Genomic DNA, 20,957 nt, shown 5'->3' with positions numbered 1-20,957 from the left:
TATTGTATGGCGCAGGTATTAAAATACATACTAAATGTTATTAATCACAGCCCGAGTTTCTTAAACAGCCCTTCTTTTAATTTATCTTTGGCTTTATCCGCCTCATCCTTTAATTGGCCTTGCAATAATGCTTTAGTATCGATACCAAACTTAGGCTCTTGGAACGTACCTTTAATGGTTAATGGGATATTAACGCCTTTAAGCGACTCGTCCGCCGCGCCTCCTTGACCTGATAATGATCCCACAACACTCGTTGTTAACGTGTAATCCAATGCTTCAGAAACAATATTTGCTGTGCCTTTACCGCTCAAACGAATTAACGGTGAAGCCATGGCTAAGTCTGGATTTGTGACAACTGCATCTTTCATGTTGAAGCTACCTGTCAAACTAGTAAAGTCCGTCTTCAACTCTTCCTTGTTATCAGCAGATAAATCACCTTTCAACTTTTGCTGTGCACTGCGGATCATTTGAGGAATATTAACCCCATAAAGTGAGCCATCGGCCACTTCAAACTTACCCTCGGCATTAAGGTTCTCTTTAAGATTATCAGGAATTAAGCTTGCCCCACTACCTTTAACTTCAAAGCTTGCAGTACCCGACAGCAAAGCAACATCTGCGGCATCCGTTAGTAAGGGGCGAATCTGCACGCCTGTGAGTTTTTTATCAAATTGATAGCTTGGTATTGCATTGCGGCCATCTAACTTAGCATTAAGGGCTAATTTGCCCTCATATAAGTCAGCAGTAAGCGACGATAACGTCAACACTCCTTTATTGATCGCCATTTTCATTTGCCAATTCTGCGTTAACATATTACTGACTTTAATTGACTTAGCCGTTAAATTTAACGTTAAGTCGACAGCTTTTAATGCCGATAAATCAGGTTCTTCAGAAACAGATGTTTCAGTCTTAGGTTCTGACGCTTCAACCTTAGCTTCTTGCTTTGGTAACAGAGCATCAACGTCAATATCACCAATAGCTACATTCATGGCAATTTTAGGAATGCTGTTACTATAGTTCACCTTTATATCGCCACTAGCAGCTAAATCCATCGCTGACACTTTTGTTAACTGCAGCGCTACGGTTTTAGTGTCTAATGCCATTGTTATTTGCGTGGTGAGCTCAACAGTAACCGCTTTACCTGGTAAACTGTCACCTTGGGCTTTATGTACCATGGCAAAATCACTAATCGTAATGTTATTTAAACCTTGATTAACCTTAACTTTGCCTTCCCCTGACGATGCTAACTGCATATCTGGTAGTGTTGCAGAAAACTCATAAGCAAAATCGGCAAACTCACCAAGACTGAACTGACCCAGTGTAAAACTGTTTAAGCTGAAGGTTTGAGTCGTATTAGTGGCTTCATCAATGATGTTTATATTGGTATTCGTCAATTCAATACCACCAATATCCAAGGTTTCTAAATCAACAGATTGCGTGTCACTTGAACTTGACTGTGGTTTTTCTGACGTGTTTTCAGCAGTAAGACCATCAAAACTGCTCTTACCGTTTTTTTGTGTCACTAAATTAAGCGTTAACCCATCAAGTTTTAATAAATCAACTTCGATTTGTTGGCTAAATAATGGCATAAGCGCCACATTGGCTACGGCTTCTTTTACATCCAACATTGACACTGGAGTGAAACCATCTGGATTAGAGAGTGAAATCCCCCCCAATTTAATCCCTAAAGAAGGAAAAACACTCCAGCTGAGGTCTTGGGTAATGTGTAAATCTCGACCCGTTTGTTTTTTTACAGCATCAACGATTTGAGGTTTAAAATTATTTAGATCAAAAAACATTGTTAAGTAGACTGTGATGCCTACCACTAGGGTTAGCACTATTGCTAATAACCACTTTACTACTTTCATTTTCGCTTCCTTGTCTGTGCTTTTCTACAGTAAAATAGACAGGTCTAATGATTGCTTACTAACAGCAATACCATTGAGATCTGCGTAGATCATCATTCCGGAGATAATAGTGACCCCTGCTATATCAATGGCAACATTGACTTCACCAACGTCTTTTTTATCGGTTTTAATAGGGTTTGTACCTAGAGCTTGCACACCAATTTGCATGGTATTGATGGTTCCGGCATCACGTATACAGCCATTAATAATGATGCCTTCCCAACCATTTTCAAATGCGTTCAGCGCTATCATGTCACCAAGCAAAGCTCGTCGACTTGATCCGCCGCCATCAACAACCAACACTTTTCCATGTCCTTTTTTTGCTAATTCTGATTTGACCTTGGAATTATCTTCAAAACACTTAACCGTTACCACTTCACCATAAAATATCAGCTTAGCACCAAATGAGCGCCATGGGCTGGACAACAATGTCAATTGCTCAGGATAATGATCGAATAAGTCAGGTAATAGGTCTAACATGGGTCCTCCTTGAAAATCAAATTCTTAGGTTACTAATTATGAGTCAATTCAACAAGTTTTGTTAACTATAAATTCACAATGCCTTTATATCCATTTATTTAATGATCATGTTAAAAGCAGTAACACGTTAAAAGGTGACTTAATCATTAAATATGAATATAATTTCAAAAAATAACGTAGATAATCATACTTATGAGCAACGATTTAAATTTACAGAAAATGATAAATGCGTTTGATGAGCTAGACTTTGAACAACGCACGACTACAAACTTAGAAAACGCTCGCAACAAGCAGCAAATGACAGCATATATTAATTCATTAGACTTTAGTTTACGTCGTCTATTGATTTTACAAGAATCTGTGAATGCCATTGTAGAGCAAAAACAACTTGATCTTGTTAAACAAGAACATATTCAAACATACAAAACAAAAATCATTAATTTGTCACGTCAGTACAATATATCATATCAAGATGTTATCAATATTATGGTACAACTTTCACGTTAATATCGTGAACAATGCAAGCCTCTTTCGTTATCTGTTTAACGAGACTCATCGGGCGAGTTAGTTAATCAGTCCTCTGTCTACTTAGTCATGTGGGTATGTCGCTGTTTGCCCTTTTGAGCATTTCTGACTAAAATTCACCTTCGACAAGAAACGTTAACGATATAAAAGCAAGTAGATGATTATAATCATAATAGTTTGTTATTATTTGCACAGAATGGCATCTCGATAATATTTATTTAACACAATACCATCCAGTGAATAATTGTATCGAATAACTCAAAGCTTAACTAAAAGCAGGCAGATCTCGGAAATTTATAAAGGGTCAACATTATTTTCCATTGCTTATAAAACACAGAATAATTCGCTCACTAACATGTACATTGTTATTAAGCCTCAATGGCCTGCTCTATCTGTTCTCTAAGCCACATAAATGCAGGATCTGCTTCAGTATTGGTATGCCAATATAAATGGGTATCGATGTCAGGTAGCTCAAATGGCATTGTGCTCACACGTAAATCTGGATGTGCAAATTGCACGGCTATAGACCGAGGCAAGGTCAACATAAAAGGAGAACCAAGCACAATTTTGGCTGCAGTTTGATAACTCTGACAGCGGTACTTAATATTACGATTAATTCCTTGTTGTTGTAACAACATGTCTTCCATTACCCTACCTATGGGCCTGCTCGATACAGCAACATGCTCGGCATTCACATAAACATCAGAAGTTAGCTCAGCAGTAGGCCCTACACTCATAGTATGTTGCCGATAATCAAACAAGACACAAAAAGGATCTGACAACAGGGCTTTATGAGCCAAAGGAGCATTTACTGCACGAGCAACGTCAATGGCTACATCAACTTCACCGTTAGCTAATTGCCTAGCAATACTTTCCCGGGCTAATGTCATACTGGCCATTTTTGCATGAGGGATTAATTGTGCAACTTGCGAAATTAATGCTGGCATTATTTGACTTTCTAATGCCTCGTGAATAGCGATTCTAAACGTTTGCTCTGTAGTTAGTGGGTTAAAATCACCACATTGCTGTAACAGTTGCCTTATCCGATTAAGTGCACTAACCAATTGTGGTGCCATACGTTGACATGCAGCAGTTGGCTGCATTTTTGAGCCTTGACGAACAAATAATGGATCATTTAGCACTAAACGCAAACGTTTCATCCCATGGCTCACCGCTGAGGGCGTGACAAACAGAGACTTTGCAGCTGAAGTCATATTTTGTTCTGCATAAAGTGCTTCAAATACTTTCAATAGGTTCAAATCAAGTTGCTGAATCGCTTTAGTATCGGACATCGTCACCCCAATATTGATTATGCATGCATTGACACATCTACTATGAATCCAGTTCATCATAACCTAACATCTTATTTCATTTCATTCACTTTGATTACTGTTATATGCTGACAACATAACTAAGCAAGTCACGCAATGAGTATTTTTTAGACTCACCTCATAGGGATGCATGGATGAATATTTACGCTACAGAAAAATCACAACAATATTTAGCGAAAGTAACCTCATTTATTAATGACAAGATTTTACCTATTGAAGCAGAATTGTTTACCGAAAATAGACTCCTTAACCACAATAGCGATTGGACTCAATGGCAATTGTTACCGCAAATTGAAGCGCTAAAAGCCCAAGCAAAAGCGCAAGGGTTATGGAATTTATTTCTACCTGACGCCTTATTAGGTAAAGGGTTAACTTGTGTTGAATATGCCCCTTTGGCGGAAGAAATGGGCCGTTCACTTCTTGCACCAGAAATCTTCAATTGTAATGCACCAGATACCGGTAATATGGAAGTGCTTTATCACTTTGGTGATGAGCAACAACAGCAGCAATGGTTAACGCCGCTACTTACAGGTGAAATACGCTCAGTATTTGCAATGACAGAACCTGACGTCGCTTCATCAGATGCCACTAATATGCAAGCTACCATCATTGAAGACGGTGATGATGTGGTAATTAATGGTCGCAAATGGTGGTCGACGGGCTTGGGTCATCCAAACAGCAAAGTGATGATCTTTATGGGACTGTCTCATAGCGACGCACCTCAACATCAACGTCATAGCATGGTATTGGTGCCGATGGACACGCCAGGTGTCAGCATCACACGTATGTTAACCGCCTATGGTGATTATGATGCCCCTTATGGTCATGGAGAAATGGAACTCGTCAATGTACGTGTGCCTAAAAGCAATGTGATCATGGGTTTAGGTAAAGGCTTTGAAATAGCTCAAGGTCGATTAGGTCCCGGCCGTATTCATCATTGCATGCGTGCAATTGGCGCTGCAGAACGAGCCTTATCATTAGCAATTGAGCGCGGACAATCTAGAGTTGCCTTTGGTCAACCGATTATCAAACTTGGTGGTAACCTTGAACGTATTGCTCAAGCGCGTATGGCAATTGAGCAAGCCAGATTACTGACACTGAATGCCGCGTGGAAAATTGATAATTTGGGCGTCAAATTTGCCATGACCGATATTTCTGCAATCAAAGTGGTTGTCCCTAATATGCTGACCCAAGTCGTCGATATGGCGATTCAAATGTATGGTGGTGCAGGAATGAACCATGACGCACCATTAGCAGGATTTGCGGCTATGGCACGAAGTTTACGTTTAGCCGATGGCCCCGATGAAGTGCATATGGCCATGGTGTCACGCCTTGAGTTAGCTAAGTACAAGTAATGGTGATGACAATGAAACCAATAACAAAATCACGAAATGTGGTGATCACCGGCGCAGCATCGGGTTTAGGTAAAGCACTGGCACTAAAATGGGCGAGTCAGCATGCCGAATTGTGCGTTGCAGATATTAACCAACCCGCTGGCGAACAGGTTTGCCAAGAAATCCAAGCGTTAGGAGGCAAGGCATTTTTCGTGCCTTGCGATATTACCAACACAGACAGCATTACAGCGCTCGTACAAGTACTGAATGAGCGTTGGCAACATATCGATGTGTTAATCAATAATGCCGGCGTAGCGTCAGCAGATAAAATTGAAGTTGAACCTATTTTGCAATGGCGCTGGGTAATGGAAATCAACGTGTTTGGTATTGTGAATATGTGCCAACAGTTTATCCCGATTTTTAAACAACAAGGTATTGGCAGTATTGTCAATGTCGCTTCACAAGCTGGCTTGACTCCAATCCCGTTTATGTCCAGTTACAACGCATCAAAAGCGGCAGTGGTGTCGTTATCAGAAACATTACGCTTAGAACTTGCCGATGACAATATCAATGTTAGCGTATTATGCCCAGGCTTCTTTAAAACCAACCTAGGTAGCAGTTTACGTACCCAAATACCTACAATGGAAAAGCTGCTGGGTAAGTTATTTGATAAGTCTCCCATAAATGCAGCGCAAGTAGCAGATATTGCTTATCAAGGTGAAAGTAAAAAACAATTTCTCTTACTAACACATCAACAAGGCAAGCGGCTTTATCAGTTAAAACGCTTATTGCCTTTGCATTGGTATTTTAAATTAGTATTGAAACAAACACATCGTCTTAGGCAATTGCTAAGGGAGGAACAAGCTTAATGAACCAACAATATCTTGATAAAGCCAAAGCGGTTCGTGCCGGCGAGGAGCTTGATGTTGCGATTATTGACCCGTGGTTAAAACAACATATCGACGGGCTTGAGGGAAAATTAACCATAACCCAGTACACTGGCGGTGCATCCAATTGGACTTACTGTTTAAGCTACCCCAATCGCGAGCTTATTTTGCGCCGCGCCCCCAAAGGCACAAAAGCAAAAGGTGCCCACGACATGGGGCGCGAGTATCGATTACAGCAAGCACTTAAACCCGTTTACCCCTATGTACCTGCAATGCTGGCACATTGTGAAGATGAAAATGTATTAGGAACTGAGTTCTATGTCATGGAAAAGCTCAATGGCATTATCCCCAGGCAAAACCTTCCTAGAGGATTAACAGTCGATATGCAGCAAGCCAGAACACTTTGCACCAATGTGATTGATTGTATAATCGAATTACACAAAGTGGATATAGATGCCGCTAATCTTAACCATATCGGCAAAGGCGAAGGTTATACGCAGCGCCAAATTGACGGTTGGAGCCAACGCTACACTCAAGCTAAAACCTGGAATGTGCCCTCAGGTAAAAAAGTGATGGCTTGGCTACAACAACATAAACCAGCACAAGAAACTATTTGCTTAACCCACAATGACTTTCGGTTTGATAACGTGGTGTTAGATCCAAATGACATTAGCAAGGTCAATGGAGTACTCGACTGGGAACTGGCGACACTGGGAAACCCATTAATGGATTTGGGTAATACCCTCGCCTATTGGGTTGAAGCAGATGATGATTTTTTAGCACAAACGACTCGCCGCCAACCCACACACCTTGACGGTATGCTCACTCGACAGCAAGTTGTTGCATATTATTGCGATAAAATGGATATCACCATTGATAATTTTCGTTTTTATGAAGTATTTGGTTTATTCCGTTTAGCAGGCATAGTGCAGCAAATTTATTATCGCTATCACCATAAACAAACACGCAACCCTGCATTTAAGCAATTTTGGATTTTTTCACATTATTTATTGTGGCGTTGTAGCCGTGCAATGAAGCAAAAAGGATAACCATGGCGAATATCTATTTAATCCGTCACGGGCAAGCCAGCTTTGGCGCTAATAACTATGACAAGTTATCAAGTTTAGGCCTTAGCCAAGCAAGGCATTTAGGTGAGTATTTTAACCAGCGCTTAATTCAGCCTAACCATGTTATTTGCGGCAACATGACCCGACATCAACAAACGCGAGATGCCTGTTTATCAACCATAGATCCCCCATTACTCCACGACTCATTACAGATCAGTCCAGAATGGAATGAGTTCAATCATGAAAACGTCATTGCCGTTTTTAGACCAGATTTAGCCAAACCTGATGTAATGAAACAGTACCTTAATCAACAAGCCTCTCCAAGTCGGGCATTTATAAAACTGTTTAACCAAGCTATTTTACAGTGGCAGCACGTTCCTATTTCAACAAATTATAGCGAGTCATGGCAACACTTTTACAACAGAGTCAGTATTGGTTTACAACAAATCATCTCGTACACAAAGCAAGATGACACTGTATTTATATTTACTTCAGGCGGTGTTATTAGCGCTGCGATAATGCAAATATTGTCGATTCCCGAAGCTGAATTTTTTAATATTAATAAACAATTGGTCAATTGCAGTATCACCCAATTACAACTAAAACGGCAACGATTAAGTTTAATTACCATGAATGAACATGGTTTTTTCGATGGTTCACAAAGACATTTACACAGCTTAATTTAAACCTAAAAATTGGTTCAGCATGACAAATGCTACGTCATAAAATTATCAATATTACAATAATAAAGAGCATATTATGAAACGAAAAAATATATTAATAACAGGGGCAAGCTCGGGTTTAGGACGTGGTATGGCAATTGAGTTTGCCAAAAAAAATCATAACCTAGCCTTATGCGCACGAAGAATCGAACGTCTTGAAGAATTAAAAAAAGAACTGTTAGTCATTAACCCTAATATCAAAGTATTAATTAAATCTCTTGATGTGAATGATCACCCACAAGTGTTCGACATCTTTAACCAGTTTAAGCAAGAGTTAGGACAACTAGACAGAGTGATTGTCAATGCTGGTATGGGTAAAGGAGGATCAATTGGTAGTGGATTTTTTGAAGCCAATTTACAAACTGCGCAAACCAATTTTATTGCAGCCATTGCCCAGTGTGAAGCGGCTATGTCCATCTTTAGAGCACAAAATAACGGCCACCTTGTGACAATATCCTCTATCAGTGCGGTCCGAGGATTCAGGCGAGCACTGACCGTCTACGCCGCCACAAAAGCGGCATTAACCTCCCTGTCAGAAGGTATTCGCATTGATGTAATGAACACACCGATCAAAGTCACATGTGTACACCCTGGTTTTATTCGTACTGAGATTAATGAAAAAGTCAAAACAGTGCCATTTATGGTCGATGCTGAGACAGGCTGTAAAGCCATAGTAAAAGCCATTCAAAAAGAGAAAGCAAATGCTTATGTTCCCAGTTATCCTTGGGCTATTTTACATTGGATATTGCGTATAGCACCTAGTAGCCTAATACGTAAAATGAGTTAATCACTGTCACTGTTGTACAACATTGACAAATAAAAAAGCCAAACTTTTGGTTTGGCTTTTTTATTGTGTTTAATAACCATAATTTAAAGCTAAATCATGTCTCCAAGTACAATAAATGTGATAAGCAAGATTGTTCGTTATTTATCACATCCTCACTTTGAAACCGGATTAAGCGGCTACCACTTGTTTAACTTTACGTAAGGGATGTAACCGATTATGCATCACTTTAATCGTATCAAATTGAACTAATGATTTACTTTCAGATAACTGACAATGTTGCGATAAAATCATCACTGTAGCCGCTTGTAAACCATTTTCAACCACTAATGCTAATACTTTAGAATAACCACAATTAAGTTGAAATAACTTTCCGACTTCGCAATAAACGCATTCATCACTAACGTCAAAAAACCACGATTTTGGCATTTGAGGCTGCAATAAAAAATGAGCCGCGGTGGCATTAAGCGCAGTTTGGACAATACCAGCATCTGAAATATGCAACACTTTAGGCAATGTTTCTAGCATCTTAATATAGAATTTTGCGTGTTCAAGCGTAAATTCAGCTGCAGTCAATGCATCTGGAATTAATGTTTTTTGTTTGTATGGGGTTAAGAACTCCATCTCGGAACCTAATGAAATACTTAATTGTTTCAAGCTTTCATTATATTCCCAATGCCAGTCCTTATTTGGCATTAATAACATGACTGTTTATACCTAAATTCTAAAGACCTTTGCATAATAGAGTGTTTTTCAGCCAATATCAAAATTTAATTAAAAATTATAACATAAATTTCATAGTGTTAGCACGATCGAACGATCAAACATTCGATCGCGGCATGATTTTTGATCAATACTTTCGCGTTAAAGACGTTATTTTGTACAATATGCATTAATAATTTGATCAACCAATTTAGGGCCTTGATAAATAAACCCTGAATATATCTGCACCATAGTTGAGCCGGCATCAAATTTGTCAATCGCATCTGACGCACTATTGATCCCACCAACACCTATGATCGGGATCTTTCCTTGTAAACATATCGCTAATTGTTTGATCACTTGAGTTGATAACTCAGTTAATGGTTTACCACTCAAACCGCCCATTTCTTCGGCATTTTTTAAGCCAACCACAGTATCACGGCTTAATGTCGTGTTAGTTGCTATTACGCCATCAAAATGATTACTCAACAAAGCATCTGCAATCGCTTGGATTTCATCGGCGGTTAAATCTGGAGCAATTTTAAGAGCCACTGGAACATACTTTCCGTATTTATCTGCTAACTCAGTTTGTTTTGCTTTAATCGAACTGAGCAAATCATCTAGTAATTCGCCATATTGCATAGAACGTAAACCAGGAGTATTAGGGGAAGAGATGTTAACAGCAATATAACTGGCATGTTGATATACCTTTTCCATACAAATTAAGTAATCATCTTTGCCCTGCTCAACTGGTGTGTCTTTATTTTTCCCAATATTGACACCGACCATAATGTCAGACTTTTTGGCCATTAAATTACGAACCAAATTATCAACGCCTTTATTGTTAAAGCCCATGCGATTAATTATGCCTTTGGCTGGCTTTAATCTAAATAAACGAGGTTGATCGTTACCTGGCTGAGGACGTGGTGTTACAGTCCCAACTTCAATGTGGCCAAAACCCATGGCATGAAATGCATCAATTGATTCGCCATCTTTATCTAGTCCTGCGGCTAAACCAACAGGGTTTGGAAATGTTAAGCCCATACACGTTACTGGAGCAGATTTAACCTGTTGACGATAGAAACAATTTAGCGGGTTATTGCCTGTTAATTTCAAACTGCCAATTGCGATATTGTGGGCTAACTCAGGGTCCATCTGAAACATTACTTTTTGTGCGAGTTTGTAAAACATGTTTTCTCCTAGACCTAAAAAAAGCCCCGGCAATCGCCAGGGCTTATTCACATTATAAAAACTACTTCTGACCTTCGCAATGCAAAATCAGTAAGTTAAGTTCCCGTAAGGCGACTGAGAACTTTGCAAATTCATGGGTTTGAGAAACCTTAAAATCAGCTAACATGTGATACCATCGTCCAAGCAATGGTTTGTTTAACGTAATCCATTGATTAATAACACTATCAGCATCGCAAGTGTCCGTACAAGTACGTAAAACTGCAGAGGTTAATGCGCGCTGTTGCCAATCAAGCTCTTCCCTAAAGGCGGCACGGGCAAGTACTTGCCAGTGATTCGCCACAGGTTGAGCACTGATTTGTTCTAAGAACCAATGTAGTTCAACCTTAGCACCTAGTTTTAAATAAGTTTCAGAAACCAACTCAACTGATTTATTTTCAATTTTGGCAATTTGTGCAATGTCTAACGCAGAAAATAATGTACTCATTTTAGCCACAATTTCTGCAACTGATTTAGGCACATTTTCATTCGTTAGGGCTGTAATCTCATCAGAAATAACGTTCACTTCAGCTTCAATCATGTATTGATCAACATTGGCTTTAAGCTGTTCAAACACTGGCTTAAAGAAAGCAATAGTTTGGTCAATATCATGGGCACGATTGCGATGACGAATAAACCAACGACATGTACGGCGCATATTACGACGTAGTTGATGCAACATTTCACCTTGCACAACTGCGGGTATAACACCGTTTAAGTCAGTAATAGATGTGGTTAGTTCATCAAGGCCAAAGATTTCTCGGGCCATAGTATAACTAATCGCCGCTTCCGCAACTGTTGCACCGGTCTCATCTTGCATACGTTGCACAAAATTAAAGCCCATATCATTGACCAATTCGTTGGCTAATGAAGTGGCAATAATTTCACCTCGTAAGGGGTGTGCAGTCATTTTATCGGCATATTTGGCTTGTAACTTTTTAGGGAAATAAGCCACTAACAACTTACTTAAGAACGCATCTTCAGTGATTTCTGGTGTCACTAATTGTTCTTTCAGGACCATCTTAGCGTAAGCAACAAGTACCGATAACTCTGGACGCGTTAACGCACGGCCGTTAGCTAAACGATCGGCTAAATCATCATCTGATGGTAAAAACTCGAGTGCGCGGTCAAGTTTGCCGTCTTTTTCAAGATACTGAATAAAACGAATTTGTTCTTTAAGTTGTGACACACCATGTACTTGAGTGACCGAAATCGTTCTAGTTTGGTCTTTACAATCTTGAATCACAATCTCACTGACTTCGTCAGTCATATCTTCAAGTAAACGGTTACGCTGTTTAACAGTTAACTCACCTTCTGCAACTAGGGTGTTTAAGAAAATTTTAATATTAACTTCGTTATCAGAACAATCTACACCACCTACGTTATCGACAAAGTCAGTATTCATACGGCCACCATTAGCACAATATTCAATACGTCCTAATTGAGTACAGCCTAAGTTACCGCCTTCACCAATGATTTTAGCGCGAACTTCTTTGCCGTTAACACGTAATGTATCATTCGCACGGTCACCCACTTCAGCATGTGACTCTTTACTCGACTTAACGTATGTACCAATGCCGCCATTCCAAATTAAGTCTACAGGCATTTTCAACAGTTCTTTCATCAATTCTGTTGGGGTCATTGTGTCTTTGCTGGTATCAAGCATCAGCTTAATTTCTGGTGTCAATTTAATTGACTTCGCTGAGCGTAAGAATATCCCGCCGCCTTTCGAAATGAGCTTGGTATTGTAGTCTTCCCAGCTTGAGCGAGGTAAAGCAAATAAGCGTTGTCGTTCGGTATAGCTTTCTTCAATACGCGGTGTTGGGTCAATAAAGATATGCATATGGTTAAATGCTGCAACCAATTGAGTTTGCTCAGACAGCAGCATACCGTTACCAAAAACATCACCAGCCATATCACCTACGGCAACACAACTAAAAGGTGTTGTTTGACAATCAACACCAATTTCACGGAAATGACGCTTAACAGATTCCCATGCGCCACGTGCAGTAATCCCCATTTTTTTATGGTCATAACCGTTACTACCACCAGAAGCAAATGCATCACCCAACCAGAAGTTGTATTCAATTGCGATGGCGTTAGCAATATCGGAGAAGGTCGCAGTACCTTTGTCGGCTGCTACGACTAAATACGGATCATCTTCGTCGTGACGAACAACATCAACAGGTGGTACGACTTCGCCGTTAACAATGTTGTCAGAAATATCTAATAACGCACGGATGAAGATACGGTAGCATTCTTGCCCTTCAGTAAAGAACGCTTCACGACCGCCCTCTGTCGGAAGTTGCTTACATACAAATCCACCTTTTGCGCCAACTGGAACAATAACAGTGTTTTTAACTTGTTGTGCTTTTACTAAGCCTAGCACTTCGGTTCGGAAGTCTTCACGACGATCAGACCAACGTAGACCTCCACGAGCAACCTTACCTCCACGTAAATGCACACCTTCAACACGAGGAGAATATACAAATATTTCAAAATTTGGCAAAGGCTTAGGCATTTCAGGAATTAAGTCTGGTGCAAACTTAAACGAAATATAGTCTTTTGGCTTACCGCCAATTGCAGTTTGATAGAAATTGGTTCGTAATGTCGCGTTTATTAAATCTAAGTAACGACGAATAATACGATCATCATCTAAACTTGAAACATCATCTAGCTGAATATCCACTTGTTCAAGGAATTTACTTAATGTCCGCGTTTTTAACTTGGGATTAAACTTACGGATGAACATTTTCACCAGTAAATCTGCAAGTTTTGGATAACGGCTAAACGTTTCTTCAATGTAAGATTGGCTGAAGGTCGCGTCTATTTGGCGCATATATTTAGCATAAGCACGCAAAATAGAGACTTCACGGCCACTTAAGCCGGTAGAAAGCACCATGCGGTTAAAACCGTCATCTTCCAAGGTTTTTTGCCATACTTGCAATAAAGCCGTTTGGAAACGGTCTTGGCTATCAGCTAAGTTCTCAGTGTCAGCACCTTGCACTGTCATCAGGAAGTCTAAAATCCAGAAGGTTGAACCGTCATTGGTTTTCACTTCATATGGACGCTCGTTGATCACGCGCAAACCAAAATTTTCTAACATTGGTAATACATCAGACAAGTGGATCGGTTCATCTTTATGGAATAGCTTTAAACGCACTTTATTGTCGTTTAACGCCGATTCCTGTGGTTGATAGAACAACATGCCTAATTTATGATCATCATCCAAAGCCTCTAAATGCTGCATATCAACCACAGCAGAACTTGGAAGTACGTCATCTTTATAGCTTGGTGGAAATGCGTTGAAGTAACGTTTAGTTAACCCTGTTCCTGCTTGCTCACCCACTGCATTGTTTAATGCGGTGTGTAATTTGTCATCCCATGAACGAGCAGCTTCGATAAGGTTTTTTTCAATGGCGGCCACATCAACTTCCATATTGTTATTATCAACTTTGATAATATAGTGAGTTCGAGCCAGAGTAGACTCAGAAAAATAGGTAGTGAACTCAACATCTTCATTGCTCTGGAAATGTTGTGCCAGAATCCGCTGAGTATCTTGACGTAATTTGGTGTTGTAACGGTCTTTGGACACATAAACTAAACACGATAAAAAACGGCCATAACCGTCTTTACGTACAAACAGCTTTAGCTTATCGCGGTCTTGCATTTCCAACACACCATGAGCGATATTGGCTAACTCATTGTCTTTTGCCTGAATGAGCTCATCACGAGGTAAATTCTCGAGAATATTCATTAACGCTTTGTAGTCATGTGAGCGTGGTGTTAACCCTGAGTGGTCAAGGATCCGCTGCACTTTTTCACCCAATAGTGGTATTTCACGTGGACTGCGATTATATAAATTTGATGCATATAAACCGATGAAACGATCTTCACCTATAACATTACCTTTTTTATCAAAACGCTTAACACCTATATAGTCTACATAAGCAGGACGATGTACCCGACTTTTTGCTGAACTCTTTGTTAACACTAACAGGCTTTGATCTAGCGCTTCTTTACGGGCGGAGTCTGATAATGAAGACAGCAATAAACCGCGTTCTGTATGGGATGTTTTAGAGCGATTCATCAAGCCAAGGCTAGAGTCTATATTAGGGACTAATTCAACATCACCTTCTACCCTTTTTAGATCATAATAACGATAACCTAACAGCGTGAAATGATGATTATTTAAATAGTTTAAGTAATCGATAGATTCTTGTAACTCTGCCTTTTCGCCAGGGAATGGACGCGAAGGCAATTGTTTAATCGTATTAGTCAACGTATCAGACATGGCTTGCCAGTCATTAACGGAAGCAGCAACATCAGCAAGTACCGACTGAATTTCTTTTTCAATCGTTTTTATATCGGCATCGCTATTTTGCTTGTCTATTTCAATTAAAAATACTGCAACACTACCACAATCATCAGCGGCATCATTTAAAAATGACACACTGGTTACATTACTGTTTTCACGGATCACCGCAAGTGGGGTATGTAACATCACATGAGCTGTGATGCCCATACGATTTAATGCCATCATTAATGAATCAACTAAGAAAGGCATATCAGGTTGTATAACTTCGATAATACTGTGTGTTGACTGCCAACCATGTTTTGCTTGGCTAGGATTAAAGACCCTGATATGAGTTTTATCCTCGGCAGTTTTATTGAGGGCATTCCACAGGCTCACAACGGCACCATATAAATCACTGTCATTACGCGCATTGAGATCGTCTTTTGACATATGGGCGTAGAGACAATTAGCAAATTGCTCCACTTGTTTAGCTTGAGAATTAGGGATTTTTGTGTGAATTAAATTGACTACATTTTCAAGTAGTACAGAAGGCATTGCATCTTTCAAGGCCATGTTGCAGATTCCTTAAGCGTCTATGGCAGCGCTCTTATCATTATATGGATGCTTCGGCTTGTTGATTCAGTAGGTCCGAGTCATTTTGTGTCTATCACGTCAATAACTGCTTTGCGTTTAACAAAAGAAACTCATATCTGAGATCTGGTGCAAAGTTTATTACTAAATTGCTGCTATATCGAGGAAAATTTTAGTGGTACATCCTCTATAAATCCAGTCGACAGTATCGTTTTATGTTTAAAATGACATTTAAGTCGTTTGCATAGATTAACTATGCAAAACAAAAAAGGGAGCTAAGCTCCCTTTTTAATTTAATCATTTGTTTAATCTACTTTTTTCGCCAGAACATTGCAGAGAGGGCCGGTAGAATAATAATTGCACCTAACATATTTACTAAAAACATAAAGGTGAGCAATATTCCCATGTCCATTTGGAATTTAAGGGCAGAGAAAAACCAAGTACTCACTCCAATGGCTAATGTTAAGCCAGTAAAGATAACCGCACTACCACGCTCGACTAATGCTTCAAAATACGCTTGTTGTACAGGCATACCATTGCTGAGTTTATTTGACATGGTAGATAGAATATAAATGCCATAATCCACACCAATACCAACCCCTAATGCAATAACAGGCAAGGTACTGACCGCTAGACCAATATCAAGTAGGGTCATTAACGCTTGCGCTAATGTGGACACCACATACAAAGGTATAATCACTGCAACCGTAGCTTTAAATGATTTAAAGCTAATCAAGCATAATACAAAAACCGCACCATATACATATAACATCATTGGTAGCTGAGCCGCACTAACAGCTTCATTTGTTGCCGCCATAACGCCCACAGGGCCAGATGCTAACTTAAATTGTAATGTGTCTGAATTCAATTGTGTCGCAACAGATTTAACTTTATCAACCACTACCTCAATTGTGTCAGCCTTGTGATCTTTTAAGAACAAATAAACGGGCATCACTGAGCAATTACTATTGAGTAATCCAGAGGTTGTCGGTACCTGTCCCACAGCTTGCACTAAACTGGCTGTGGTACGAGGCAACACTTCCCATTTAGGGTTCCCCTCGTTAAAACCAGCATTCACTTTTTTTGCAATTGAAGCCAGGCTAGCCGTTGACTCAACGCCAGGCGTGTTTGCCATCATCCATTCAAACTGATCTATTTGTGATAACACTGAATGATATGTACAGGCTTCAGGAGTGGCTTCAACAATGACGGTCATCACATCCGTTGTGATTGAAAAATGGTCCGTAATAAAAAAAGTATCTTGGTTATAGCGTGAATCTTGATGCAGTGCCGGTGCCCCACCCTGTAAATCACCAATCTTCATTTTCGAAGCTTGTTGAAAACCTGCAACATAGAGTACCGCTGTTGAAACTAATACAACAATGGCATATTTTGGGGTAGCAAATTTTGATAAAACACGCCAAATATTTTCAATCTTCTGACGTTTCTCAGGATTATCTTGCTTATTCGGTAATTCAAAATATGAAATCACCAGTGGCAGCAATATGAGGTTAGTTAAAATAATAACAGCAACCCCTAATGATGCAGAGATAGCCAACTCACGAATAATACCAATGTCAATTGACAGTAAGGTTAAAAAACCTACCGTATCAGACAGTAAAGCAACACCACCAGGTACTAATAAACTACGAAACGCTGAAGCCGAAGCCGCTTTGGTTGTTTGCCCATCCAGCACTCGGCGGCGGACAGCATTGATCATCTGTACCCCGTGACTGACACCAATAGCAAACACTAAAAATGGCACCAAAATTGACATGGGATCTAGTCCAAAACCAATCACAGTCAATAAACCTAATTGCCAACATACTGCGACTAAACTGCAGATTAATGGCAATACCGTTAATATTATTGATTTAGAAAACATATATACCATCACAGTAGTAATGGCAATGGCAATCAAGAAAAACAGTAATACGCCTTTAGCGCCTTCTGCAACATCTCCTGCCATTTTGGCAAAACCAATAATATGAATTTTAATCTGATCATTTTCAAACTTGCCACGCAGCTCTTGCTCTAGCTGGTTAGCAAACGCGATAGTATCAATGGCCTCACCCGTTTGTGGATCAAACTCCATTAACTGTGCAGAAACCATCGCAGAAGTATAGTCATTGCCAATAAGTCGGCCGACTATACCGGCTTTTTCAATATTATCGCGAACAATTTTAAGCCCGTAATCATCATTACGAAAATCGGCAGGAATAACCGGACCACCGGCAAAACCGTCTTCAACGACTTCAGTGAAACGCGTAGAAGGAGAAAAAAGTGATTTTACCTGCGAGCGTTCCACTCCTGGGATAAAAAATAATTGATCATGTACATTTTTCAATGCATCGAAAAATACCGGGTTAAATATACTGCCACTGGTATCTTCTACGGCCACCATAATACTGTTAGCGCCACCAAAATCTTTTTGATGTTTGGTGTACGTTTGCATATATGAATGATTAAGTGGGATATTTTTACTAAAAGCCGCATCCATTTTTAATTGGCTGGCTTGGTACCCTAAAAAAAAAGTAATAAAAATAAATGAAATGATGACCCATTTTCGATTACGGAATAAATGAGATTCAAATCCATTGACCAGTTTTTCTAACATCTTTTCGGCCCTATTATTGTTGTTTTAATTTTTCCAATCTAACCCGGAGGTTAATCAAGCTGGAACAGTCCCTTAGAACCGGCGAACCATAACTGGCCTTTACTGTCTTGAGCAATTGCCACAATATTTTCACCTTGGCGTCTGGCAACAATATCACCCTTACCATTATCGACTGACAATACAACTCCAGCATTTCCAACTAGATATAAGTCATCATTAGGTGTAATAAGTGCACTATTAATTGATGATTTAACAGGTAAATCGACTTCTTGCCATGTTGCTAAAGTTAAGTCAGACTTAAACACATGACCACGTAACCCCATAACATAAACATCATCACCGACCGATATGGCGTTAAACATTGAACCTTCATAGTCAAAATTCGTTTTTGAGAATGTGTTGCCATTATCATCTGATACCGCAACCATACCCAACTCACCCACAAGCAATAAACGCTTATCTTTGAGTCGGATCAAACGATTAAAATGAGGTAATAATGATGCTCTCTCAGATAAATACAATGCTTCATCTTCTGCTTTGAGCTCATTTAAGTAAGCGACATCTTCTTCAAACAGCAACTCTTGATGAAATTCATCTTGCCATGTCTTGCCACCATCAGCAGTACGATAAAATAAACCATATGCCCCAACAGCAATACCATCTAACGGGCTATAAAAGCGCACATCGAAAAAAGGTTTTTCAATCTCAGCAGAATGCATTTGCACAGACCAAGTTGTTCCACCGTCTTGAGTATGGATGATGGTTGCATCATGTCCGACGGCCCAACCGTGTTTTGCATCGAAAAAAAACACCTTGGTTAATTGCGAAACAACAGGTGTAGCAACTTGATGCCATTTATTATTCTCTAATAACAGGACATTACCACGCTGACCAACAGCGACGAGTTTATCTCCGGCATTGGCAATATCGAGTAATAAAGAGGATTCAGCTAAGGGTTGAATTTGAACAGAAAGCGGATCGAGTTGAGCATCTACTGAAGCAGTATATAAACATGCACTAATCCCAATCGCCACAGCACTGCGAAGCATGCTAAACGTCATACAAACTTCCTTTACAATTTATAGGGGCGCTATGCGCCCCATTGTGTTTATGTCTTATTAACGAATACCAGCACGTCTTAATGCGTCTGGTGTAAAGTTAGCTTCTGAAAGTGATGCATCAAAATTGTACATACGGCCCTCGTTGTCTAACCCCATCGCTAAATAACGGCGCGATTGAAGATCATGGAATACTTCTAGCGTACTCCAAAGTGCTGGTACTTCATAGTAGTTGATAAGATGAGCAACACCAACACGATAAAGTTCATCACGATTATCATAGATATCAGTGACGGCTATTTGCCAAGAATCTTCATCAATATAAAACACACGTGATTTATAAGTATGTCGCATGCCTTCTTTCAATGTTGCTTTTACTTCCCAAACACGATGCTTTTCATAACGTACAAATTCAGGGTTAATATGACCAGGTTTTAGAATTTGATCATATTTTAATGAATCTGAATGTAAACGGTAATCATTGTAAGGAATGAAAACTTCTTTCTTACCCAATAATTCCCAGTTATAACGCATTGGAGAACCATTAAACATATCAAAATCATCGGTAGTTCGTAAACCATCAGACACTGTGCCTGGTGTATCAAAAGCAACATTAGGTGCTTTGCGAACGCGACGTTGTCCTGTGTTATAGGTCCAAGCTTGGCGAGGAAGCGCTTCCTGATCCATGGTTTCTTTAACAAGTAATGCCGTACCAGCTAATCGTGCTGGCTGGGTGACGACTTGTTTAAAGTAAAACAGTGTATTGGTTTCTTTAAGTTTTTCTAATGTCACCTCTGGACGAGAATATTCAAAACGGATCTCCTCAGCGTTTTCAACCAAAGTGTATGAACCATTAGACATTGGCGCAGCTTGACTACGATAAGTTTCAACATCTACACCACGATAACGCAAAATGTGGTTCCATATGACTTCCAAACCGTTAGCTGGAATAGGAAAAGGAACACCGATTGTTGCGCCAGATATACCGTTACCTTCAGAGATTAATTCAGCTCTAACAGCATTAGCCTTTGTCGCGTCATAAACATATTGAGGCACAGCAGCTGTACGACGACTCTCATAGACATTCATTTTATAAGTATCTGAATAGACTTCAAATAGCTTTTTTTGACCCGGTGTTAAAAAATCAGCATATTGGGCTTTATTTGCATTTGTGATGGTAAATAGTGCTTTGTCATTAGCAAAAGGATCTGGGTGATGCATCCCCTTAGTGTAACCTGCAATAGGTTCACTTATTCCGCCACTCCAAGCAGGGATAGAACCATCTGCATTAGCTGCTTTTTCAGCACCTAACGGCGTTAATGTTGTGCCTAATTTGTCTGCATCAGCTTGTGATACTTTCGCCAGCGCAGCAGGTGCACCAAGTGCCATAATCACTGCTGCCGATAATATCGTCAGTTTTTTCATTATAAT

Annotated in this window: 15 protein-coding genes; 6 read left to right on the top strand and 9 right to left on the bottom strand. The window is 39.7% G+C overall.

From position 1 onward, the window contains the following. Positions 1-44 precede the first annotated feature (44 nt). Together ACWXWT_RS01055 and ACWXWT_RS01050 are read right to left on the bottom strand one after the other, a co-directional pair. Positions 45-1,865 carry an AsmA family protein gene (locus ACWXWT_RS01055; RefSeq protein ID WP_456039769.1) on the bottom strand — a complete coding sequence of 607 codons (1,821 nt, stop codon included), beginning with the start codon at positions 1,863-1,865 and terminating at the stop codon, positions 45-47. A gap of 24 nt (positions 1,866-1,889) precedes the next feature. Continuing rightward, positions 1,890-2,384 (bottom strand): putative 4-hydroxy-4-methyl-2-oxoglutarate aldolase, encoded by a 495-nt coding sequence (locus tag ACWXWT_RS01050; protein WP_456039768.1) that lies wholly within the window; start codon positions 2,382-2,384, stop codon positions 1,890-1,892. Positions 2,385-2,576: 192 nt separating this feature from the next. Here ACWXWT_RS01050 and ACWXWT_RS01045 point away from each other — a divergent pair, with 192 nt between their 5' ends. Continuing rightward, a complete protein-coding gene (locus ACWXWT_RS01045; RefSeq protein ID WP_456039767.1) occupies positions 2,577-2,891 on the top strand; it encodes a hypothetical protein in 315 nt (104 codons plus the stop codon). 386 nt (positions 2,892-3,277) lie between these two features. Here ACWXWT_RS01045 and ACWXWT_RS01040 read toward each other — a convergent pair whose 3' ends face one another. Beyond that, entirely contained in the window at positions 3,278-4,201 is a 924-nt protein-coding gene (locus ACWXWT_RS01040) for a LysR family transcriptional regulator (RefSeq protein WP_456039766.1), read from the bottom strand. A 173-nt stretch (positions 4,202-4,374) separates the two neighbouring features. Between ACWXWT_RS01040 and ACWXWT_RS01035 the strand changes: the two genes are divergently transcribed. From ACWXWT_RS01035 to ACWXWT_RS01015, 5 genes are all read left to right on the top strand, one after another. Further along, a complete protein-coding gene (locus tag ACWXWT_RS01035; protein ID WP_456039765.1) occupies positions 4,375-5,595 on the top strand; it encodes an acyl-CoA dehydrogenase family protein in 1,221 nt (406 codons plus the stop codon). An 11-nt stretch (positions 5,596-5,606) separates the two neighbouring features. Beyond that, a complete protein-coding gene (locus ACWXWT_RS01030) occupies positions 5,607-6,443 on the top strand; it encodes an SDR family oxidoreductase (RefSeq protein WP_456039764.1) in 837 nt (278 codons plus the stop codon). Then, positions 6,443-7,510, top strand: a complete 1,068-nt coding sequence (locus ACWXWT_RS01025; RefSeq protein ID WP_456039763.1) for a phosphotransferase family protein — start codon at positions 6,443-6,445, stop codon at positions 7,508-7,510. Before ACWXWT_RS01030 ends, ACWXWT_RS01025 begins: the two co-directional genes overlap by 1 nt. A 2-nt stretch (positions 7,511-7,512) precedes the next feature. Then, complete coding sequence (locus tag ACWXWT_RS01020) at positions 7,513-8,214, top strand: histidine phosphatase family protein (RefSeq protein ID WP_456039762.1); 702 nt, start codon at positions 7,513-7,515, stop codon at positions 8,212-8,214. Between the two features lie 73 nt (positions 8,215-8,287). Then, positions 8,288-9,037 (top strand): SDR family oxidoreductase, encoded by a 750-nt coding sequence (locus tag ACWXWT_RS01015; RefSeq protein WP_456039761.1) that lies wholly within the window; start codon positions 8,288-8,290, stop codon positions 9,035-9,037. 168 nt (positions 9,038-9,205) lie between these two features. On the opposite strand, the gene ACWXWT_RS01010 is transcribed toward ACWXWT_RS01015, so the two are convergent. The 6 genes from ACWXWT_RS01010 to ACWXWT_RS00985 form a co-directional block, all read right to left on the bottom strand. Beyond that, the gene (locus ACWXWT_RS01010; RefSeq protein WP_456039760.1) at positions 9,206-9,739 is read right to left on the bottom strand and encodes a cell division protein ZapC; all 534 of its coding nucleotides are present in this window, start codon (positions 9,737-9,739) and stop codon (positions 9,206-9,208) included. A gap of 168 nt (positions 9,740-9,907) precedes the next feature. Further along, positions 9,908-10,927 carry a quinone-dependent dihydroorotate dehydrogenase gene (pyrD, locus tag ACWXWT_RS01005; RefSeq protein WP_456039759.1) on the bottom strand — a complete coding sequence of 340 codons (1,020 nt, stop codon included), beginning with the start codon at positions 10,925-10,927 and terminating at the stop codon, positions 9,908-9,910. Between the two features lie 61 nt (positions 10,928-10,988). Next, positions 10,989-15,833: an NAD-glutamate dehydrogenase gene (locus ACWXWT_RS01000; RefSeq protein WP_456039758.1), complete on the bottom strand. Its 4,845-nt coding sequence runs from the start codon at positions 15,831-15,833 to the stop codon at positions 10,989-10,991. A 328-nt stretch (positions 15,834-16,161) separates the two neighbouring features. Continuing rightward, entirely contained in the window at positions 16,162-18,468 is a 2,307-nt protein-coding gene (locus ACWXWT_RS00995; RefSeq protein WP_456039757.1) for an efflux RND transporter permease subunit, read from the bottom strand. Between the two features lie 50 nt (positions 18,469-18,518). Continuing rightward, positions 18,519-19,529 carry a WD40/YVTN/BNR-like repeat-containing protein gene (locus tag ACWXWT_RS00990; protein WP_456039756.1) on the bottom strand — a complete coding sequence of 337 codons (1,011 nt, stop codon included), beginning with the start codon at positions 19,527-19,529 and terminating at the stop codon, positions 18,519-18,521. Between the two features lie 57 nt (positions 19,530-19,586). Beyond that, complete coding sequence (locus ACWXWT_RS00985) at positions 19,587-20,951, bottom strand: DUF1329 domain-containing protein (protein ID WP_456039755.1); 1,365 nt, start codon at positions 20,949-20,951, stop codon at positions 19,587-19,589. Between the last annotated feature and the right edge of the window lie 6 nt (positions 20,952-20,957).

The organism is Shewanella sp. A22 (assembly GCF_053850585.1).
This window is presented reverse-complemented; position numbering and strand designations above follow the sequence as displayed.

Excerpts from the sequence above, each read along its gene's own strand:
- ACWXWT_RS01055 (WP_456039769.1), bottom strand. The coding sequence starts at position 1,865 with ATGAAAGTAGTAAAGTGGTTATTAGCAATAGTGCTAACCCTAGTGGTA.
- ACWXWT_RS01050 (WP_456039768.1), bottom strand. The coding sequence starts at position 2,384 with ATGTTAGACCTATTACCTGACTTATTCGATCATTATCCTGAGCAATTG.
- ACWXWT_RS01045 (WP_456039767.1), top strand. The coding sequence starts at position 2,577 with ATGAGCAACGATTTAAATTTACAGAAAATGATAAATGCGTTTGATGAG.
- ACWXWT_RS01040 (WP_456039766.1), bottom strand. The coding sequence starts at position 4,201 with ATGTCCGATACTAAAGCGATTCAGCAACTTGATTTGAACCTATTGAAA.
- ACWXWT_RS01035 (WP_456039765.1), top strand. The coding sequence starts at position 4,375 with ATGAATATTTACGCTACAGAAAAATCACAACAATATTTAGCGAAAGTA.
- ACWXWT_RS01030 (WP_456039764.1), top strand. The coding sequence starts at position 5,607 with ATGAAACCAATAACAAAATCACGAAATGTGGTGATCACCGGCGCAGCA.
- ACWXWT_RS01025 (WP_456039763.1), top strand. The coding sequence starts at position 6,443 with ATGAACCAACAATATCTTGATAAAGCCAAAGCGGTTCGTGCCGGCGAG.
- ACWXWT_RS01020 (WP_456039762.1), top strand. The coding sequence starts at position 7,513 with ATGGCGAATATCTATTTAATCCGTCACGGGCAAGCCAGCTTTGGCGCT.
- ACWXWT_RS01015 (WP_456039761.1), top strand. The coding sequence starts at position 8,288 with ATGAAACGAAAAAATATATTAATAACAGGGGCAAGCTCGGGTTTAGGA.
- ACWXWT_RS01010 (WP_456039760.1), bottom strand. The coding sequence starts at position 9,739 with ATGTTATTAATGCCAAATAAGGACTGGCATTGGGAATATAATGAAAGC.
- pyrD (WP_456039759.1), bottom strand. The coding sequence starts at position 10,927 with ATGTTTTACAAACTCGCACAAAAAGTAATGTTTCAGATGGACCCTGAG.
- ACWXWT_RS01000 (WP_456039758.1), bottom strand. The coding sequence starts at position 15,833 with ATGGCCTTGAAAGATGCAATGCCTTCTGTACTACTTGAAAATGTAGTC.
- ACWXWT_RS00995 (WP_456039757.1), bottom strand. The coding sequence starts at position 18,468 with ATGTTAGAAAAACTGGTCAATGGATTTGAATCTCATTTATTCCGTAAT.
- ACWXWT_RS00990 (WP_456039756.1), bottom strand. The coding sequence starts at position 19,529 with ATGACGTTTAGCATGCTTCGCAGTGCTGTGGCGATTGGGATTAGTGCA.
- ACWXWT_RS00985 (WP_456039755.1), bottom strand. The coding sequence starts at position 20,951 with ATGAAAAAACTGACGATATTATCGGCAGCAGTGATTATGGCACTTGGT.